Source organism: Paractinoplanes tereljensis (assembly GCF_016862435.1).
Lineage (GTDB): Bacteria > Actinomycetota > Actinomycetes > Mycobacteriales > Micromonosporaceae > Actinoplanes > Actinoplanes tereljensis.
The window spans coordinates 159627-176046 of sequence record NZ_BOMY01000008.1; the positions used below are offsets into that span (position 1 = coordinate 159627).

General features: G+C 70.2%; 23 protein-coding genes. 8 read left to right on the top strand and 15 right to left on the bottom strand.

Translation table 11 applies throughout. The features are described 5' to 3' along the window. Window positions 1–22 precede the first annotated feature (22 nt). Together rpsB and Ate02nite_RS06365 are read right to left on the bottom strand one after the other, a co-directional pair. A complete protein-coding gene (gene rpsB / locus Ate02nite_RS06360) occupies window positions 23–979 on the bottom strand; it encodes a 30S ribosomal protein S2 (protein WP_239147161.1) in 957 nt (318 codons plus the stop codon). 221 nt (window positions 980–1200) lie between these two features. After that, window positions 1201–1722, bottom strand: a complete 522-nt coding sequence (locus Ate02nite_RS06365; RefSeq protein WP_203800425.1) for a hypothetical protein — start codon at window positions 1720–1722, stop codon at window positions 1201–1203. Window positions 1723–1877: 155 nt separating this feature from the next. On the opposite strand from Ate02nite_RS06365, the gene Ate02nite_RS06370 reads away from it, so the two are divergent. Genes Ate02nite_RS06370 through dprA form a run of 3 tightly spaced genes read left to right on the top strand, consistent with a single transcriptional unit; the run spans window position 1878 to window position 4976 of the window. Beyond that, window positions 1878–2237, top strand: coding sequence for a YraN family protein (locus Ate02nite_RS06370; protein WP_203800426.1), 360 nt, complete (start codon window positions 1878–1880; stop codon window positions 2235–2237). Continuing rightward, entirely contained in the window at window positions 2237–3769 is a 1533-nt protein-coding gene (locus tag Ate02nite_RS06375; RefSeq protein ID WP_203800427.1) for a YifB family Mg chelatase-like AAA ATPase, read from the top strand. Before Ate02nite_RS06370 ends, Ate02nite_RS06375 begins: the two co-directional genes overlap by 1 nt. Then, window positions 3753–4976 (top strand): DNA-processing protein DprA, encoded by a 1224-nt coding sequence (gene dprA, locus Ate02nite_RS06380; protein WP_203800438.1) that lies wholly within the window; start codon window positions 3753–3755, stop codon window positions 4974–4976. Before Ate02nite_RS06375 ends, dprA begins: the two co-directional genes overlap by 17 nt. A gap of 49 nt (window positions 4977–5025) precedes the next feature. Here the strand turns inward: dprA and Ate02nite_RS06385 are convergent, their stop codons facing one another. Further along, window positions 5026–5211 carry a DNA-binding protein gene (locus Ate02nite_RS06385; RefSeq protein WP_203800625.1) on the bottom strand — a complete coding sequence of 62 codons (186 nt, stop codon included), beginning with the start codon at window positions 5209–5211 and terminating at the stop codon, window positions 5026–5028. 107 nt (window positions 5212–5318) lie between these two features. Between Ate02nite_RS06385 and Ate02nite_RS06390 the strand changes: the two genes are divergently transcribed. The 3 genes from Ate02nite_RS06390 to Ate02nite_RS06400 all read left to right on the top strand — a co-directional run bounded on the left by Ate02nite_RS06390 (window position 5319) and on the right by Ate02nite_RS06400 (window position 7081). Continuing rightward, window positions 5319–5597 (top strand): hypothetical protein, encoded by a 279-nt coding sequence (locus Ate02nite_RS06390; RefSeq protein ID WP_203800440.1) that lies wholly within the window; start codon window positions 5319–5321, stop codon window positions 5595–5597. A 328-nt stretch (window positions 5598–5925) separates the two neighbouring features. Beyond that, window positions 5926–6177, top strand: a complete 252-nt coding sequence (locus Ate02nite_RS06395) for a hypothetical protein (RefSeq protein WP_203800442.1) — start codon at window positions 5926–5928, stop codon at window positions 6175–6177. Between the two features lie 499 nt (window positions 6178–6676). Further along, window positions 6677–7081 (top strand): winged helix-turn-helix domain-containing protein, encoded by a 405-nt coding sequence (locus Ate02nite_RS06400; protein ID WP_203800445.1) that lies wholly within the window; start codon window positions 6677–6679, stop codon window positions 7079–7081. Window positions 7082–7145: 64 nt separating this feature from the next. Here Ate02nite_RS06400 and Ate02nite_RS06405 read toward each other — a convergent pair whose 3' ends face one another. After that, window positions 7146–7634, bottom strand: a complete 489-nt coding sequence (locus tag Ate02nite_RS06405) for a DUF6636 domain-containing protein (protein WP_203800448.1) — start codon at window positions 7632–7634, stop codon at window positions 7146–7148. Between the two features lie 87 nt (window positions 7635–7721). On the opposite strand from Ate02nite_RS06405, the gene Ate02nite_RS06410 reads away from it, so the two are divergent. Together Ate02nite_RS06410 and Ate02nite_RS06415 are read left to right on the top strand one after the other, a co-directional pair. Then, on the top strand, window positions 7722–8630 hold the full coding sequence (locus tag Ate02nite_RS06410) for a tyrosine recombinase XerC (protein ID WP_239147162.1): 909 nt from the start codon (window positions 7722–7724) through the stop codon (window positions 8628–8630). A 17-nt stretch (window positions 8631–8647) separates the two neighbouring features. Then, on the top strand, window positions 8648–9835 hold the full coding sequence (locus tag Ate02nite_RS06415) for an aminotransferase class V-fold PLP-dependent enzyme (RefSeq protein ID WP_203800454.1): 1188 nt from the start codon (window positions 8648–8650) through the stop codon (window positions 9833–9835). Here the strand turns inward: Ate02nite_RS06415 and Ate02nite_RS06420 are convergent. From Ate02nite_RS06420 to rpsP, 11 genes are all read right to left on the bottom strand, one after another. Next, complete coding sequence (locus tag Ate02nite_RS06420) at window positions 9819–10271, bottom strand: peptidoglycan DD-metalloendopeptidase family protein (protein ID WP_203800456.1); 453 nt, start codon at window positions 10269–10271, stop codon at window positions 9819–9821. The two genes, Ate02nite_RS06415 and Ate02nite_RS06420, sit on opposite strands and share 17 nt — an antisense overlap. An 89-nt stretch (window positions 10272–10360) precedes the next feature. Continuing rightward, window positions 10361–10684 (bottom strand): DUF2469 domain-containing protein, encoded by a 324-nt coding sequence (locus Ate02nite_RS06425; RefSeq protein ID WP_127497241.1) that lies wholly within the window; start codon window positions 10682–10684, stop codon window positions 10361–10363. Further along, window positions 10681–11526, bottom strand: a complete 846-nt coding sequence (locus Ate02nite_RS06430) for a ribonuclease HII (protein ID WP_203800458.1) — start codon at window positions 11524–11526, stop codon at window positions 10681–10683. Before Ate02nite_RS06430 ends, Ate02nite_RS06425 begins: the two co-directional genes overlap by 4 nt. After that, window positions 11526–11969 carry an NUDIX hydrolase gene (locus tag Ate02nite_RS06435; RefSeq protein ID WP_203800460.1) on the bottom strand — a complete coding sequence of 148 codons (444 nt, stop codon included), beginning with the start codon at window positions 11967–11969 and terminating at the stop codon, window positions 11526–11528. The genes Ate02nite_RS06430 and Ate02nite_RS06435 overlap by 1 nt, the downstream gene beginning before the upstream one ends. 44 nt (window positions 11970–12013) lie before the next feature. Beyond that, complete coding sequence (gene lepB / locus Ate02nite_RS06440) at window positions 12014–12652, bottom strand: signal peptidase I (RefSeq protein ID WP_203800462.1); 639 nt, start codon at window positions 12650–12652, stop codon at window positions 12014–12016. After that, window positions 12649–13545, bottom strand: coding sequence for a signal peptidase I (gene lepB, locus Ate02nite_RS06445; protein WP_203800464.1), 897 nt, complete (start codon window positions 13543–13545; stop codon window positions 12649–12651). Before lepB (Ate02nite_RS06445) ends, lepB (Ate02nite_RS06440) begins: the two co-directional genes overlap by 4 nt. Before the next feature lie 154 nt (window positions 13546–13699). Further along, on the bottom strand, window positions 13700–14056 hold the full coding sequence (gene rplS / locus Ate02nite_RS06450; RefSeq protein ID WP_203800466.1) for a 50S ribosomal protein L19: 357 nt from the start codon (window positions 14054–14056) through the stop codon (window positions 13700–13702). Window positions 14057–14180: 124 nt separating this feature from the next. Beyond that, entirely contained in the window at window positions 14181–14939 is a 759-nt protein-coding gene (gene trmD, locus Ate02nite_RS06455) for a tRNA (guanosine(37)-N1)-methyltransferase TrmD (RefSeq protein WP_203800468.1), read from the bottom strand. Window positions 14940–14941: 2 nt separating this feature from the next. After that, a complete protein-coding gene (gene rimM / locus Ate02nite_RS06460) occupies window positions 14942–15502 on the bottom strand; it encodes a ribosome maturation factor RimM (protein ID WP_203800628.1) in 561 nt (186 codons plus the stop codon). A gap of 6 nt (window positions 15503–15508) precedes the next feature. Next, on the bottom strand, window positions 15509–15766 hold the full coding sequence (locus tag Ate02nite_RS06465; RefSeq protein ID WP_023561857.1) for an RNA-binding protein: 258 nt from the start codon (window positions 15764–15766) through the stop codon (window positions 15509–15511). Next, complete coding sequence (gene rpsP, locus Ate02nite_RS06470) at window positions 15744–16271, bottom strand: 30S ribosomal protein S16 (RefSeq protein WP_203800471.1); 528 nt, start codon at window positions 16269–16271, stop codon at window positions 15744–15746. Before rpsP ends, Ate02nite_RS06465 begins: the two co-directional genes overlap by 23 nt. Window positions 16272–16420 lie beyond the last annotated feature (149 nt).

A 16420-nucleotide genomic window follows, 5' to 3' on the forward strand; every position in this document is an offset into this window, starting at 1 on the left:
GATGTCGTGTCTGGCGGCGTCTTTACTCGGCGGCGACGGGGGTGGGGAGCTCGGCGGCACCCGACACGACCTCGTCGACGACCGGGGTGGCCTCGGCGGTCTCGACCGTGACCGGGGCGACCTCGGCAGCGACGGCCTCAGCGGCAACGGCCTCAGCGGCGACCGGCTCGGCGTCGGTGGCCTTCTTCTCGGCGCCCTCGTAGAGGTCGCGCTCCCACTCGGGCAGCGGCTCGCCGGCGGCGACGGTGCCCGGCTCGGGCTTGTCGTCGACGTTGCCCCGGTTGCGGCCGGAACGGGCGATCAGGCCGTCCGCGACGGCGGCGGCGATGACCCGGGTCAGCAGCTCGGCCGAGCGGATCGCGTCGTCGTTGCCCGGGATCGGGAAGTCGACCTCGTCCGGGTCGCAGTTGGTGTCGAGCACCGCGATGACCGGGATGCCCAGCTTGCGGGCCTCGTCAACGGCGATGTGCTCCTTCTTGGTGTCCACGACCCAGATCGCCGACGGCGTCTTGGTCATGTCCCGCAGACCACCGAGGGTCTTGGTGAGCTTGGTCTTCTCGCGGAAGAGCTGGAGGGTCTCCTTCTTGGTGTAACCGGCGGCCGTGCCGGTCAGGTCACCCAGAGCCTCGAGCTCCTTCATGCGCTGCAGACGCTTGTAAACCGTCTGGAAGTTGGTGAGCATGCCGCCCAGCCAACGGTGGTTCACGTACGGCTGGCCGACCCGGGTCGCCTGCTCGGCGATGGCCTCCTGAGCCTGCTTCTTGGTGCCGACGAAGAGGATGTGGCCACCCTCGGCGACGGTGTCACGGACGTACGCGTAGGCCTTCTCGATGTACTCGAGGGTCTGGCGCAGGTCGATGATGTAGATGCCGTTACGCTCGGTGAAGATGAAGCGCTTCATCTTCGGGTTCCAGCGCCGGGTCTGGTGCCCGAAGTGGACACCGCTCTCCAGCAGCTGACGCATGGTCACGACGGCCATGGGTGATTGCTCCCTATATTCCCTGGTTGTCACGCTCACCGGCGGTGTGCGTCCTGGTGCCCGGTCGTTGGCCACAGTCGGACTCGAGAAGATCGAGACCAGGGAGGGCCATCGCCGCCGTTCCGTGTTGACGGAACCGGCAGAGGGCACGCGAGGTCGACCGCCGTAGGGCGGTCGCCGGGCACAAGCATACGCCAAGCCGTTTCGTTACTCCGAGTGCCTCAGGCCACGGCCATTCCGGCCGCCAAAAGCAAGATCAAACCCACCGGGAGGTACGCGACCGGAAGGCGCAGCCAGGCCTCGCGAGCGACCGTCCCGCCCTTGGTGAGCGTGAACAGGCCGATCCCGGTGAGCGCGAAGCCGAGCGTGAGCAGGACGGCCGGGACGATCCCGCGCGGGGTCGGGTCACCGGTGAACGTCTGGTCGATCAACAACCGGACGACCGGGATCAACAGGACGACCATCACGAAAGCCACCAGGAACGCCGAGAGCGGGCGGCGGGCCTGATAGACCTCCTCCTTGGGGCGCACGGCTGGATATTCCGGGCCACGCACCGGGCGGGAATGGCTGCCCGTGGTGGCGAGCGCATCGGCCACCGGGTACGGATTGGGCGGTGGGGTGACCGGCTGGTGCTGTTCGGGCAGCCGGAACGCGCCGGACGGGCGTTCGTGGATGCCCGAGTCGTACCGGCCCTGCCCCGGATGCCAGCTCGGCTCGTCCTCGGCGTAGCGGTGTCCTTCCACGATCTCGCACGGTAGGTGACGACGGTCACCCGCGCCACCGGTGACGTCATAACAGATCGACATGGCTACCCAGCGGTTTTCCACAGTTGCGCTCCGTCCACAGCCGTCCCGACTTTCGGCGCCTGAAGACCGCGAACCCGCCACCGTTCACGGCCATGACGACGGAACGACGGGCGGTCGGCGCCTACGGCGAACGAGTAGCCGCGCAGCACCTGCAGGACCAGGGACTCGTGATCCTCTACCGGAACTGGCGCTGCCCGGCGGGCGAGGTCGACCTCGTCCTGCGGGACGGCGACGACATCGTCTTCTGCGAGGTGAAGACGAGGCGCGGCGCCGGCTTCGGCACCCCGGCCGAGGCCGTCGGCTACCGCAAGGTGCGCAAACTGCGCGAGCTGGCCGGCCGCTGGCTGGCCGAGACCGGCATCCACCCGCGGAACGTCCGCTTCGACGTGGTCGAGGTCCGGCCCCAGCCCCGCGGCGCCACCCGGGTCACGCACATCCGCTCGGCGTTCTGATGAGTTACGCCCGCGTCCTCTGCGTCGGCCTGGTCGGCGTCACCGGCCACCTGGTCGAGGTGGAGGCCGACCTCGCCCCCGGCCTGCCCACCGTCACCCTGACCGGCCTGCCCGACGCCGCGCTCAACGAGGCCCGCGACCGGGTCCGCGCCGCCGTGGTGAACTCGGGCGAGGACTGGCCCAACCGCCGGATCACGGTCAACCTCCTGCCCGCCGCGCTGCCCAAGCAGGGCACCTCGTTCGATTTAGCGATCGCCGCGGCTCTCCTCGCCGGTGCCGGCGAACTGCCGTCGGTGTCCCTGGACGGCGTGGTCGTCCTCGGCGAACTCGGCCTCGACGGCGCGGTCCGGCCGGTCCGCGGCGTGCTGCCGATGGTCGTGGCCGCCGTCCGGGCCGGCGTGACCAGGGTCATCGTGCCCGTGGCCAACGCCTGGGAAGCCACCGCGGTGCCCGGCGTGACCGTTCGCGCGGTCGACTCGCTGCGCCGGCTGGTCGATTACGTCCGCGAGGGCGGCCCGCTGCTCGACCCGCCACCGCCGACGCCGACGCCGGCCCCAGCCGGCCTCGACCTGGCCGACGTGGCCGGTCAGGAACTGGGCCGGTACGGCCTCGAGGTCGGCGCGGCCGGCGGCCACCACCTGGCGCTGTTCGGCGCGCCCGGCGCCGGCAAGACCATGCTGGCCGAGCGTCTGCCGTCGATCCTGCCCGAGCTGGACGACCCGACCGCGCTGGAGGTCACCGCCATCCAGTCGATCGCCGGCGTGCTGCCACCGGACGGGCGGCTGATCCGGCGCCCACCGTTCCAGGCGCCGCACCACTCCGCGAGCATGGCGTCGCTGATCGGCGGCGGAAGCGGGCTGGCCCGGCCCGGGGCGCTGTCGCTCGCTCACCGGGGCGTGCTGTTCCTGGACGAGGTCGCCGAGATGCGCGGATCGACCCTGCAGGCACTCCGCCAGCCGCTGGAGGACGGGCGGGTGGTGATCGGGCGGGCCCGCGGCACCACCGAGTTCCCGGCCCGGGTGCAGCTGGTGGTGGCGGCCAACCCGTGCCCGTGCGCCTCCCCGGCCGGCGATCACGCCTGCACCTGCCCGCCCGTCGTCCGGCGGCGATACCGGGCCAAGCTGTCCGGCCCGCTGCTCGACCGGATCGACATCCGGATCACCCTGCACCCGCTGAACGCCGCGCAACTGATGACCACTACCGCACCGGCCGAGCCATCCGCCAAGGTCGCCACCCGGGTCGCCCAGGCCCGCGCGGCCTCGGCGGCACGCTGGCGCGGCCACGGCTGGCAGGTGAACGCCGAGGTGCCCGGCCCGGTGCTGCGGCGCCTGCCGTGGCGTCTGCCCGCGACGGACACCACCGATCTGCGGGCGGCCCTGGACCGGGGCCTGCTGTCCGCGCGGGGCTTCGACCGGGTGCTGCGCCTGGCCTGGACGATCGCCGACCTCGACGGGCACCAACGGCCGGCCCGGGCGGAGATCACCGAGGCGATCCAGCTGCGGATGGGGGAATCCCATGAGTACGCCGAATAGCCGCGTCCCGCCCGGCAGCGACGACGATCGGGCCGCCCGGGTGGCACTCACCTGGCTGGTCGAGCCGGGCAACCGGACGGTCTGGTCGATGGTGCAGTCGCACGGCGCACCGGAGACCGTCGAGCGGCTGATGCGCGGCGCGATCCCGGACGGTGCGCTGCAGGCGGCGGTGCTGGCCCGGGCCGGTGACTTCGATCCGCGCCGGATGGCCGAGGAGACCTTGCGGCGGGCCGCCCAGCTGGGCGCGCGCATCGTGGTGCCGGCCGACGACGAATGGCCGCGCCGGGTCGACTCGCTGGCCGTGCTCGAGCTGGACTCGCCCGGGCACATCAACCTGAACGTACGGCCGCCGCTGTGCCTCTGGGTTCGCGGATCCTGGCCGCTGGGCGACGCGCTGGAGCGTTCGGTCTCGGTGGTCGGGGCCCGAGCGGCCACCGGTTACGGCAAACAGGTCACCGGCGACATCGCCTACGGCCTGGCCGAGCACGGCTGGACGGTGGTGTCCGGCGGCGCGTTCGGCATCGACGCCGCGGCTCATCGGGCGGCACTCGCGGCCGGCGGGCTCACCGTGGCCGTACTGGCCTGCGGGGTCGACCGGCCCTATCCGGCCGGCAACGCGGCCATGTTCGAGCGGATCGCCGAGACCGGCCTGCTGATCAGCGAGTGGCCGCCGAGCTCCGAGCCGCTGAAGCACCGGTTCCTCATCCGCAACCGGGTGATCGCGGCCGCCACCACCGGCACGGTCGTCGTCGAGGCCGCCGCCCGCAGCGGCGCGCTCCAGACCATGAACCGGGTGCTGGCCCTGGGCCGGCCCGCGATGATCGTGCCCGGCCCGGTGACCTCGGCCATGTCGGTCGGCTGCCACGAACTGCTCCGCGCCAACCCCGGGGCGACGCTGGTCACCGGCCTGCCGCACGTGTTGGAGACGGTCGGCCGGATGGGTGAGTACTACGCCGAGCCGGCCCGCGGCCCCGAGCATCGCCGGGACGCCCTGGACGAGGAATCGGCCCTGGTGCTGGAGGCCGTCCCGGCCAAGGGCGCAGCGCGACCGGAGGAGTTGGCCACCCGCGCCGGGCTGGCCCTGCGCACGGTGCTGCGCCGCCTGTCCCTGCTCGAACTGGCCGGCCTCGTGGAACGACGCGACGACGGTTTCGCCCTGCCCCGCCCGTCTCCGGACGGTTCGGCTGGACGGGAGGCGACCCGGTGAGCCGTTACGGCTCCCGGGCGCCGCCCGCATAGTTCGGACGGATTCGAGGTCAGTCCTCGGAGTCGTCCAAGTCGCGGCGATGGACTTTCATCCACGCCTCGACGTCGTCGACCAACCACACCTTGCCCTGCGCCAGGTCGGCGAGGGGTTTGGGGAAGTCAGCCCGACTGGTGATCTGGTACGCACGCTGCCGGCTGACCCCACCCAAACGGATGCGGATCTCGTGCGCGCCCATAAGCCGGATCGGTTTCACTGCCACATGATCGACCGTAGGCGTGGGACTATTAGTCGGTTATCAACTTGATAGGAGACAGCTAGTCCCATGCCATCTATACTGGCCCCATGACTAGGCGTCGCCGGACCGCCCGTCCGGTCCCCCTGACCCCCCTCCACCGGCGTGACTGGCACACCCTGTGGCGTCGCTGCACCTGCGGCCTGACCTCGCCTTGCGTAGATCGAACCGTCCCCGCCAAGCCCCGCCCGTTCCCGCCGCCACCCCCGGCCCCCATCCACACCAGACGGGCCCTGCCCACCTACAGCGAGTACCTGGCGACCATCCCGTTCCCGGTCTACTGCGGCTTCGCCGCCATGCGGAACTTCTCCAGCGAACTGCCCCCGTAGCCCGAGTCCCCCCGACGTCACTCCCCAGCGCCTCTGCCGTCCCTGCCCGTCGGCGAGGCGCCAGGGGCGGCCCCGGTCCTAGCCACTGCCCCGGCACCGGCCCGGGGTCGCCCCGAAAAACCCCGAAAACTAGCGAGGCGGCCACACCCCAGGCGGATCGGAGGACCGCCAACCGAGGCAGGCCGCCTGGCTGGACGTGCCCGCTGGCGCATTCGACTGAGGCGAGCCAGTCGCGCCGGCGGGCACCCAGCCGCTCAAAGGCCGATAGCCGTTTGCAGCCGACCCGCCGCCGCCCCACCCGAGACCGGCGGGCGATTGGGGAACACCGATGACGACGACGGTCAAAGGGGTCGAGCACCTTCACGGTCGGCCCGACTGGGATTGCCGCTCCTGCCGGCAGCCGTGGCCGTGCGCGAGCGCCAAGGCCAACCTGCTGGTGGAGTTCCGCAGATATCCCTCGGTCCTGACCATCTATCTGGCCGGCCAGATGTACGAGGCGCTGGGCGACATGCTCGCCCGAGGCGAAACCGCCCCGCCCGATATCTACGAGCGCTTCCTCTCCTGGGCCCGCCACGCCTGACCTGGGCCGTGCTTCCCTGACCTGATCCGCGCTTCAAAAGGCCAGCCGCCTTCCCGGGCTCGCCCACGTGCCTTCGCGCTGGCCGTGGGCGGCCGGGATCACGGTGTGTAGCAATCAGCCAATTGTCCTTAATGGATGATCGTGCGGTTTTCGGGTTTCGGTGACCTTTGGGCTCGGCATTCGGCAGCCCTTGTCGGAAATGGTCACAGTGGACACTCGTCTGACCAGGCGGGTGTTCTGACTGAGTTACGGATTTGGGCTCCGCGCTCGGGAAGCTTTCGCCCTTCGAGCCGGTCACCGCAGGTCTCCATCTGCGGTGGAACGGGCGACGGCCGGACCGCGCACCAGGCGCGACGGCGACCCTACGAGCGATCGGCAACCGCCGCCCGCCCTGCCGCCTGATCGAGTCGAGGCCTTCTCAGTGCGGCGGTTGTATCATACCTACATGGCCTCGTACGTACAACACGATGGAGCATCGTGGCCACGTAAAGTGACCAGCATGATCGATCCTTCCGCGGACCGGGCGGTGTTCCGCCAGTTGGCCGATTTGCTCCGGAACCAGATCGAGTCGGGAGAGCTGGGGCCCGGCGAGCCGTTGCCCAGTGAGTTGCGCCTGGCACAGGAATACGGCATCAGCCGCACCACCGTGCGGCAGGCCATCGGCCAGCTGCGCACCGAGGGCCTCGTCACCGTCGACCGGCCACGAGGGACATTCGTGCGGGTGCCGGAGCCGACGCAGCTGGTGCCGCTGGCCCGCGGGGACCGGGCCGTCGCCCGCATGCCCACCGATGCCGAGCGGCGCAAATATCGGCTGGGTGAGGGCGTCCCGGTGCTGGTCGTCACGGCCACCGACGGCGCCGAAACCGTCCACCCGGCCGACCGGGTGCAACTCACCCGCCCCTAGCGTCATCAGCTGACCTTAGGGCGGGGGTCCGACAAAATCCGCCGGCGTCAGAAGAAGCCGGCGGTCAGAAGAAGCTGTACCGGGCCACCGACATCGTGAATCCGCGGCCCGTCTTCTCGTCCTTGCAGGTCAGGCCGGTGCTTTCGCTGGAGCACAGGACGTCGCCGGAGCGCAGCGCCCGCCCGTACTCCAGCGTTTCGGTCGCCGTGCCCAGCAGCGTGTCCCCGGTGCAGGTGAAGCCGACCCGGCCGGCCTCGAGGTAGGCGCCCCGGCCCCAGTCCAGGTCGCAGTCGGCCGGCTTGCTCGGCACGTTCCACTTGTTCTGGGCGATGTCGCAGCGCACGGCCGAGGGGATCAGCGCGCAGAAGATGTTCTTCGACGGGGTCTGGAACATGGCCTCGTCGACGACGGCCGGCGAGGCAGCGGGCGCGACCGCGGGAGCGCCCAGGCCGGCGTGCGCCGACGGCGTGGGAGTGGGGTCGCCGCCGGCCGACGAGCAGCCGAACAGCGCAGCGCAGAGCGCCAACGCGGCGAGCACTCGGATCGATGCCATGGTGAGCGCAGTTTAGAAGCGACCGGCAAGCCCCCTTGACGGAACGGGCGGCGACGATAACGGTCGGAGGCGATGGATACGCGCGCGATGCACGAAGAGCTGCCGGCCGGCCTCCGCGAAGCCGTGGACGACTTCGGCCGTCATCTGGCGCGGGTGGAGAACAGGTCGGAACACACCGTACGGGCGTACCTCGGTGATGTTGTCTCTCTGCTGAGCCACGCGGCCGCGAGTGGCCGCACCTCGCCGGATGATCTCGATATCGCGCTGTTGCGCGGCTGGCTGGCCGCGCGGATGCGGCAGGGCGCCGCACGCACCTCGCAGGCCCGGCGGGCGGCGGCGGCCCGGGCCTTCACCGGCTGGGCGCACCGCACCGGGTTGATGGCCGGCGATCCCGGCGCCTCCCTGGCCAGTCCGCGGGCACACCGCGACCTGCCCAACGTGCTCCGAGCCGACCAGGCGGCCACTCTCATCGAGCAAAAAACTGAAGAGGAGCCGGAGGACGTACGCGATCGGGCCGTTCTGGAACTTCTCTACGCCACCGGCGTACGGGTGAGCGAACTCTGCGGCCTGGACCGGACCGACGTGGATGACGCCCGGCGGGTTGTCCGGGTCTTCGGCAAGGGCGCCAAGGAGCGAGCCGTCCCCTATGGGCTGCCGGCCCAGCGAGCGCTTGACGACTGGCTGCGCCATGGCCGGCCGGCGTTCGAGAGCGGCGAGAGCGGCGACGCGCTCTTCCTGGGGATCAAGGGCGGGCGGCTGCAGCAGACCGTGGTGCGCCGGATCGTCAAGGTGGCCGCGCAGCGGGCCGGCCTGCCGCACACCAGCCCGCACGACCTGCGGCATTCGGCCGCCACCCACCTGCTGGACGGCGGTGCCGACCTGCGCGCGGTGCAGGACCTGCTGGGGCACGCCTCGCTGTCGAGCACCCAGATCTACACCCATGTCTCGACCGAGCGGCTCCGGGCGGCCTTCAAACAGGCCCACCCCCGCGCGTGACCCCGTACGATCGAGGCGTGAGCGCCGGAGATCCGCCCGCATCCCTGCCGGGTGCCCGTCTTCTGTTCTCGCTGGACCCGGCCGTGTCCTATCTCAACCACGGGTCGTTCGGCGCGGTGCCGATCGGTGTGCAACGCGCTCAGCAGCGCCTGCGTGACGAGATCGAGGCCAACCCGCACAAGTTCTACACGCAGGGCATGCTCGACCGGGTCGTCCATACCCGACGGCATGTGGCGGCGTTCCTGGGTGCCGACCCGGACGGCAGCGCCTTGATGCCGAACACCACCGCGGCGGTCTCCACGGTGCTGCAGTCGGTGCGGCTGGAGTCGGCCGACGAGGTGCTGCTCACCGATCACGGCTACGGTGCGGTCGCGCTGGCGGCACGCCGTCAGTGCCGGCGGGCCGGGGCGACCGCGCGGACGGTCGCGGTGCCGCTGTCGGCGTCGGCCGGCGAGGTGATCAGCCGGGTGCGGGCGGCCCTGCGGCCGGGCAAGACCAAACTGCTGATCATCGATCAGATCGCGTCGGCCACGGCCGCGGTCTTCCCGGTCCGCGAGATCGCCGCCGCCGCCCGTGAGCACGACATCCCGGTGCTTGTCGACGCCGCGCACGTGCCGGGGATGCTGCCGGTGGACGTGTCCGCGATCGGCGCCGACTTCTGGGTGGGCAACCTGCACAAGTGGGCGTTCGCCCCGCGCGGCACGGCCCTGCTCGCGGTCGCGCCGGCCTGGCGCCGCCGGATCGAGCCGTTGATCGTCTCGTGGGAGCAGGAGGAGGGTTTCCCCCTTTCGGCGGAATACCACGGCACCGTCGACTACACCCCCTGGCTGGCCGCGCCGGCCGGGCTGTTCACGTTGCGCACGCTCGGCTGGGAGGCGGTGCGGGCGCACAACGCGGCGCTTGTCGAGTACGGCCAGCGGGTGGTCGGTGCCGCCCTCGGGGTGGCCCCGGCCGAGTTGACGCGGCCGGCCGACCCGTCGGTCGCCATGCGGGTGATCCCGCTGCCGGCCGGTCTGGCGTCGACGGCGCCGGAGGCGATCGCGCTGCGCCTGCTCATCTCCGACAAGCTGGCCACCGAGACCGCCGTGAACGCCTGGGGCGGCCGCGGCCTGCTGCGGCTGAGCGCTCAGGTCTACAACCGCCCCGAGGAGTACGACCGGCTGGCCGAACGCCTCCCCCCGCTGCTGGCTAGTTACCAGCGCTGAGGGGTAACAGGCGCACCCGGCCGAGGCCGAGCAGCGCCAGCGGGTCCAGGTAGGCGTCGCCGCGCCGGAGACCCCAGTGCAGGCAGGCCGCCGAGGGGCAGCCGGGATGCCCGGCCTCGAGCAGGCCCAGTTCGCCGCCGGCCGCCACCTGCTCGCCCCGGGTGACCTGGGCCAGCACCGGCTGGTAGGTGGTGCGCAGCCCGCCGGCGTGGGACACGCTCACCACGCCGTTTCCGGCGATGATGCCGACGAAGACCACCGTCCCGGCACCGGCCGCCCGCACCGCGGCGCCCGGTGGCGCCGCGAGGTCGACCCCGCGGTGGCCGGGCAGCCAGCGCTGCGGCGGCGGATCGAACCGCCGCACGACCGGTGCCGAATCGATCGGCCAGCCGAACAGTGGCGCCAGAAGGATGCTGACGAGCAGGATGAGTGGCATGGCCACCACCCTGGCCGAACCTCAGGCCGCCCGCCCCCGGCCCTGTGGACAACGGCCAACTGTGGATAACCCCTGCCAGCCGACCACAACTAACTGCCGAAGCCGGGCTCGTCGGGCAGGGAGATGTCGGGCTTCTCCAGCTCCTCCACGTTCACGTCCTTGAACGTCATCACTCGCACGTTCTTGACGAACCGAGCCGGCCGATACATGTCCCACACCCAGGCGTCGTGCATCTCAACCTCGAAATACACCTCGCCGTCGGAGTTGCGCACGTGCAGGTCAACCTGGTTGGCCAGGTAGAACCGGCGCTCCGTCTCCACCACGTAGGAGAACTGGCGGACGATGTCGCGGTACTCCCGGTAGAGCTGCAGCTCCATCTCGGTCTCGTACTTCTCGAGATCCTCTGCGCTCATCGATTCTCGCCCTCCATGGCCTCATCTTCCCCCACCATCGGCGACGGCTGAGGCTGGTCGCCCGACGCCACGCCGACGGTACCCTCAGCAGCGTCCGGAAGCACCGGCTGGGCAGCCGTTGATGCATCAAACAGCAGCGTCTGCTGCCCGTCAAAGGCCGACACGGGCCGCCGGGCCCGCGGCGGCCGGTTCACCCGGCCGGAGGCGGCGGCCACGTTCACGTACGAGAAGCGGTGTTCCGCGCACGGGCCGTGGCGCAGCAGCGCGGAGCTGTGCTCCTCGGTGATGTATCCCTTATGCACGGCGAAGCCGTAGTCGGGGAACCGGTCGTCCATCTCTACCATGATCCGGTCTCGGGTGACCTTGGCAAGCACGCTGGCCGCGGCCACGCAGGCGGCGACCCGATCGCCCTTCCACACGGCCAGGCCGGGCACGCCCAGGCCGTCGACCGGGAAACCGTCGGTCAGAACGTATTCCGGGGAGGTGGTCAGCGACGCCAGCGCCCGGCGCATCGCGGCGAGGTTGCACACGTGCAGCCCGCGGGCGTCGACCTCGGTGGCCGGGATGATCATGACGGACCAGGCCAGCGCCCGGGACACGACCTCCTGGTAGACGCGTTCGCGCGCGGCCGGGGTCAGCAGCTTGGAGTCGGCCAGCCCGGGGACCTCGCCGCGCTTGCCCTCGGGCAGGATGGCCGCCCCGGCCACCAGAGGCCCCGCACAGGCGCCGCGACCGGCTTCGTCGGCCCCGGCCACGAACCGGAAGCCACGGCGCTGCAGCGCCCGCTCAAGGGCGTAGAGGCCGCCTTCGCGGCGGACGACGGTGCGTGGGGGCGCCAGCATCAGAGGCTCCGGAGCAGTGCAGCCAGCGAAACCGGGAAAATCTGCTCGGCGCTGGCCTCGATCTCGAGGGCCGACCACCACCGGTGCTCGGTGATGGTCTCCTGCTCGTCGGAGTCCATGCCGGCCGTGTCGACCTGCCACTCGCCCACCCGGAGCAGGAAGAAATCCTGGTCCTGCCGGTACTGCTGCTCGCGGTAGCTGAACTCGGTGACCTCGTGCCACACCGGGTCGCCCAGCTCGGCCGGGCCGACCCGCAGGCCGGTTTCCTCGGCCAGCTCGCGGGCGGCCCCCTCGGCGGGCGTCTCCCCGGCGTCGAGACCGCCGCCGGGGGTGAACCACCAGCGCTCGCCGGGACGGGCCGGGTCGCCGCCGTGCAGCAGCAGCGTGCGGCCCGCGGCATCCACGAGAAGCACGCGGGCGGCGCGGCGGTCGAGCACAGTCACGCGACCAAGCCTATTGCGCCCGTGATGGATCTTTCGATCGGGTGTTACTTGGCGTCCGGAATGTCATCGAAGCCCTTCGGGACGGACAGCCAGGTGGCCCGCTTGACCGGCCAGAACACCGTGAAGGCGCGGCCGACCACCGAGTCCTCGGGGATGGTCGCCTCCTCCACGTCGCCGGTCTCCTCGTAGTGCTCGAGGGAGTCGCCGGAGGCGGACCGGTGGTCGCCCATCACCCAGAGGCGGTTGGCCGGCACGGTGATGTCGAACTTGCGGTCGGCAGCCGGGTCCTGGTTGCCGTCGGCGTCCTTGTAGATGTACGGCTCGTCGAGGGACTTGCCGTTGATCGTCAGACGCTCCTGCGAGTCGCAGCAGATGATGTGATCGCCGGGCTCACCGATGATGCGCTTGATGAAGTCTTCGCCCTCGGCGCCGGACTGCCAGTCGGAGGGCGCCTTGAAGACGATGATCTCGCCGCGCCGCGGGTCGCGGAAGTCGTAGACGAGCTTGTTGACGAGCACCCGGTCCAGGACGTTGAGCGTGTGCTCCATCGACGGACTCGGGATGTAGAAGGTCTGCAGGACGAATGCGCGCACCAGAACGGCGACGAGGATCGCCACACCCAGCAGGATGGGAAGCTCGCGCCAGAAGGAACCACGGCGCTTTTCGGTCTGCTCGTCAATCACGAACGGAGCCTACGACGCCGTGTCGCGAACGGCAGTCCGGAACGCGCGGATACTCCCGCAGTTAACAGAAAGGGGAGAAGTAGTGCGTCGGTGGCGGGGTTGTCCCGGCGCACCGGAACCGGACCCAGCTCGGCGGCGGCGGTCGGATGCTCGGCCGCGTACGTCTTCCAGATGTCCGGAACGGACAGGCTGGTGAACCGGCTGCTCGGCCAGACGATGACGAATGCCCGCCCGATCACGTTCTTGATCGGCACCGGCCCCTGGCAGCGAGCGTCCTGCGAGACCGCCCGGTGGTCGCCCATGACGAACATCTCACCCGCGGGGATGGTGACCTCCGCGAACCGGCGGCTGGTGCACTGTGTCGGGTTGGGTGGCTGGTTGATGTCGGAGTTGTAGCCCTCGGCGATGTACGACTCGTCGATGCCCACCCCGTTGACGGTGATCCGGCCCTGCGCGTCGCAGCAGGCGATCTTGTCACCCGGCAGGCCGATCACCCGTTTGATGAAGTCACGTTCACCCGGGCGGCTGACCCCGACGAGGTCACCGATCGTGCGACCGAGCTTGGCCGCGAAGCTGTTGCTGACCGGCTCGGTCACCTCGGGCGCCCAGTTGTCGGTGCCGCGGAAGACCACGATCTCGCCGCGAATCGGGTCGCGCATGTCGTAGATGACCTTGTTGACCAGCACCCGGTCCTTGACCAGCAGCGTCTTCTCCATCGACCCACTGGGGATGTAGAAGGCCTGCACCAGGAACGTGCGAATGAGTACGGCCAAGCAGAACGCCACCACCAGCAGAAGCGGAAGCTCCTGCCAGAGAGGCATCTCTTTGCGCCGCAAAATCGACCGCCGTCGTGCTGACGGCCGATAGCCCTGCATCGGTTCCACGCTTCGCATCTCCCGCCGCCGACCGGCCGAACCGCCCCGGATACAGCACTACCGCCCGATAACCCCTCGCGAGGTCTTACGGGCGGTAGTGCTGGAAGGGTTCACTTTGATCCCATCCGACACTGGGGCAAGCGTAGTTCGCCCAGAGCCAGATCGATGAGGATCAGACGGTCTGCTTCTCGCGAAGCTCCTTGATCTTGGCCTTCTTGCCACGGAGCTCGCGAAGGTAGTAGAGCTTGGCGCGTCGCACGTCACCGCGGGTCACGATCTCGATCCGGTCGATCGCCGGGCTGTTGATCGGGTAGGTCCGCTCGACACCGACGCCGAAGCTGATCTTCCGGACCTTGAAGGTCTCCCGGAGGCCAGCGCCCTGACGGGCGATAACCACGCCCTGGAAGACCTGGACGCGGGAACGGTTACCCTCGACGACCCGGGCGTGCACCTTGACGGTGTCGCCGGCCCGGAAGTCAGGAAGGTCGGTGCGCTGCGACTGGGCGTCGAGAGCGTCCAGCGTGTTCATCGCTGCATCCTCGTCGTACTAAAGCGCACCGGGTGTTCGGGGCGCGAGGTGGGTACTGCTGATCTCCCGCAACTTCAGAAGATCCTCGTCTCACTCCGCGGCGCGAAGTAAAACGGCAACCTCCCTACTCTGCCACAGGGGGAGGCGTGATCCGAAATCCACCCTCGTCGAGGGTCTTCCGGTCGGCTTTGTCGAGTGATGACGGCGGATAGCCGGCCATCATGTCGGGGCGCCGGGAAGCGGTCCGCAGCAGTGCCTGATCCCGTCGCCAGCGGGCGATCCGCCCGTGGTCACCGGAGCGGAGAACGTCCGGGACGTCCAGCTCGCGCCAGGAGGCGGGCTTCGTGTAGACGGGGGCCTCCAGCAGGCCGGCCGCGTGCGACTCCTCGGTCAGCGAGTCGGCGTTGCCGAGCACGCCCGGGAGCAGCCGGGTCACCGCCTCCATGATGACGATGACGGCGACCTCGCCGCCGAAGAGCACGTAGTCACCGAGCGAGACCTCGAGCACCGGCATCCGGGTGGCCGCGTCGTCGATGACCCGCTGATCGATCCCCTCGTACCGGCCGCAGGCGAAGATCAGATGATCCAGCGAGGCCAGCGCGGCCGCGTCGGCCTGGGTGAACGGCTTGCCGACCGGCGAGGGCACGACCAGGGTGCCCGGGCCCACCGCGGCGAGCGCCTGGCCCCACGGCTCCGGCCGCATCACCATGCCCGGCCCGCCCCCGTAGGGCGTGTCGTCGACGGTCCGATGCACGTCGGAGGTCCAGGTGCGCAGGTCGTGCACTTCGAGGTCGAGCAGGCCGGTACCCCGGGCCTTGCCGATCAGCGACAACGACAGCGGCCCGAAGTAATCCGGAAAAATGGTAATAACGTCGACGCGCATGCTCAGAGGTCCAGCAACCCCTCGGGCAGATCAACCACGATCCTGCCGCCGGCCACGTCCACGGTCGGCACCATCTGGTTGACGAACGGGATCAACGCCGTCCCACCGCCCGATTTGTCCAAAACAATAAGGTCGGAAGCGGGCGCATGATCGATCCGGGCCACCACGCCAAGATCATCCCCAGCGACCGAGACCACCCGGAGCCCGACCAACTGGTGGTCGTTGAACTCGTCGGGGTCCGACGGCGGTTTGATCAAAGAGCTGTCGACCTGCAACAGCACACCCCGCAGCGCCTCCGCCACGTTCCGGTCGTGGACGCCCTCGAACTGGACGATCCCACGCCCCTGATGCCAGCGCACCGACTCGATCACGAGCGACGGCGGCACCTGATATGCGATCCCGGGGGCCGTCGCCGGCCCGGCGCTCACCCGGCGGACCCGAGGGACCTCCGTGGCGAACACCGAACCGGCGACGAAACGCTCCTCGGGCTCGTCCGTGCGCACCGCGACCGAGACCTCGCCCCGGACCCCGTGCGGCTTACCGATCTGACCGACGACAAGCAGCATCGGTCAGTAGGCGTCGACGATGTCGACGCGGATGCCGCGCCCACCGATCGACCCGATGACCTGCCGCAGGGCCTTGGCCGTGCGCCCGCCGCGCCCGATGACCGTTCCCAGGTCCTCGGGGTGCACGCGCACCTCGAGCCGCTTGCCGCGGCGCGAGTCGACCAGTCGGACCCGGACGTCGTCCGGGTTGTCGACGATGCCCTTGACGAGGTGCTCCAGCGCCGGCCGGAGCGCCCCGTCAGTTCGCGTCGGCGCCGGCACCGGCGGGGTCCTCTGCGGTCTCGGCGACAGCCTCGCGGTTCGGCTCAGCAGCCTCCGGAGCCTTCGGCTCGACAGCCTCCGGAGCCTTCGGCTCGGCGGCCTTCTCAGCCTTCGGCTCGGTCTTGGCCGACTTCTTCGGGGTCGCGGGCTTGGTGTCCGCAACACCGGCGGCGGCCTTCGACTCAGCCTCGTAAACCTCGGTGCGGCTCTTCTTCGGCTCCGCCACGAGCAGCGGCGGCGGCGCGGGAAGACCCTTGAACTGCTGCCAGTCGCCCGTCTTCTCCAGGATGCGCTGCACGGCCTCGCTCGGCTGCGCGCCGACGGAGAGCCAGTACTGCACACGCTCCGACTTCACCTGGATGATGCTCGGGTTTTCCTTCGGCTGGTAAATGCCGACGTACTCGATGGCACGGCCGTCACGCTTGGTGCGCGAGTCGGCGATGACGATGCGGTACTGCGGGTTGCGGATCTTGCCCATCCGCAGGAGCCGGATCTTAACGGCCACGGTAATTTCGCTCCTGATGACTGCGTGAGGTTTTGAGGGTAGGACCCACGTGGGGATGCGGGACCGAACCTCGGGGATGGCAACGCGCTCAGAGTTAGAGGGCGCCTCACGCGTGCCAAGCCATTCCATTCTGCCAGACGGTTGGTGAC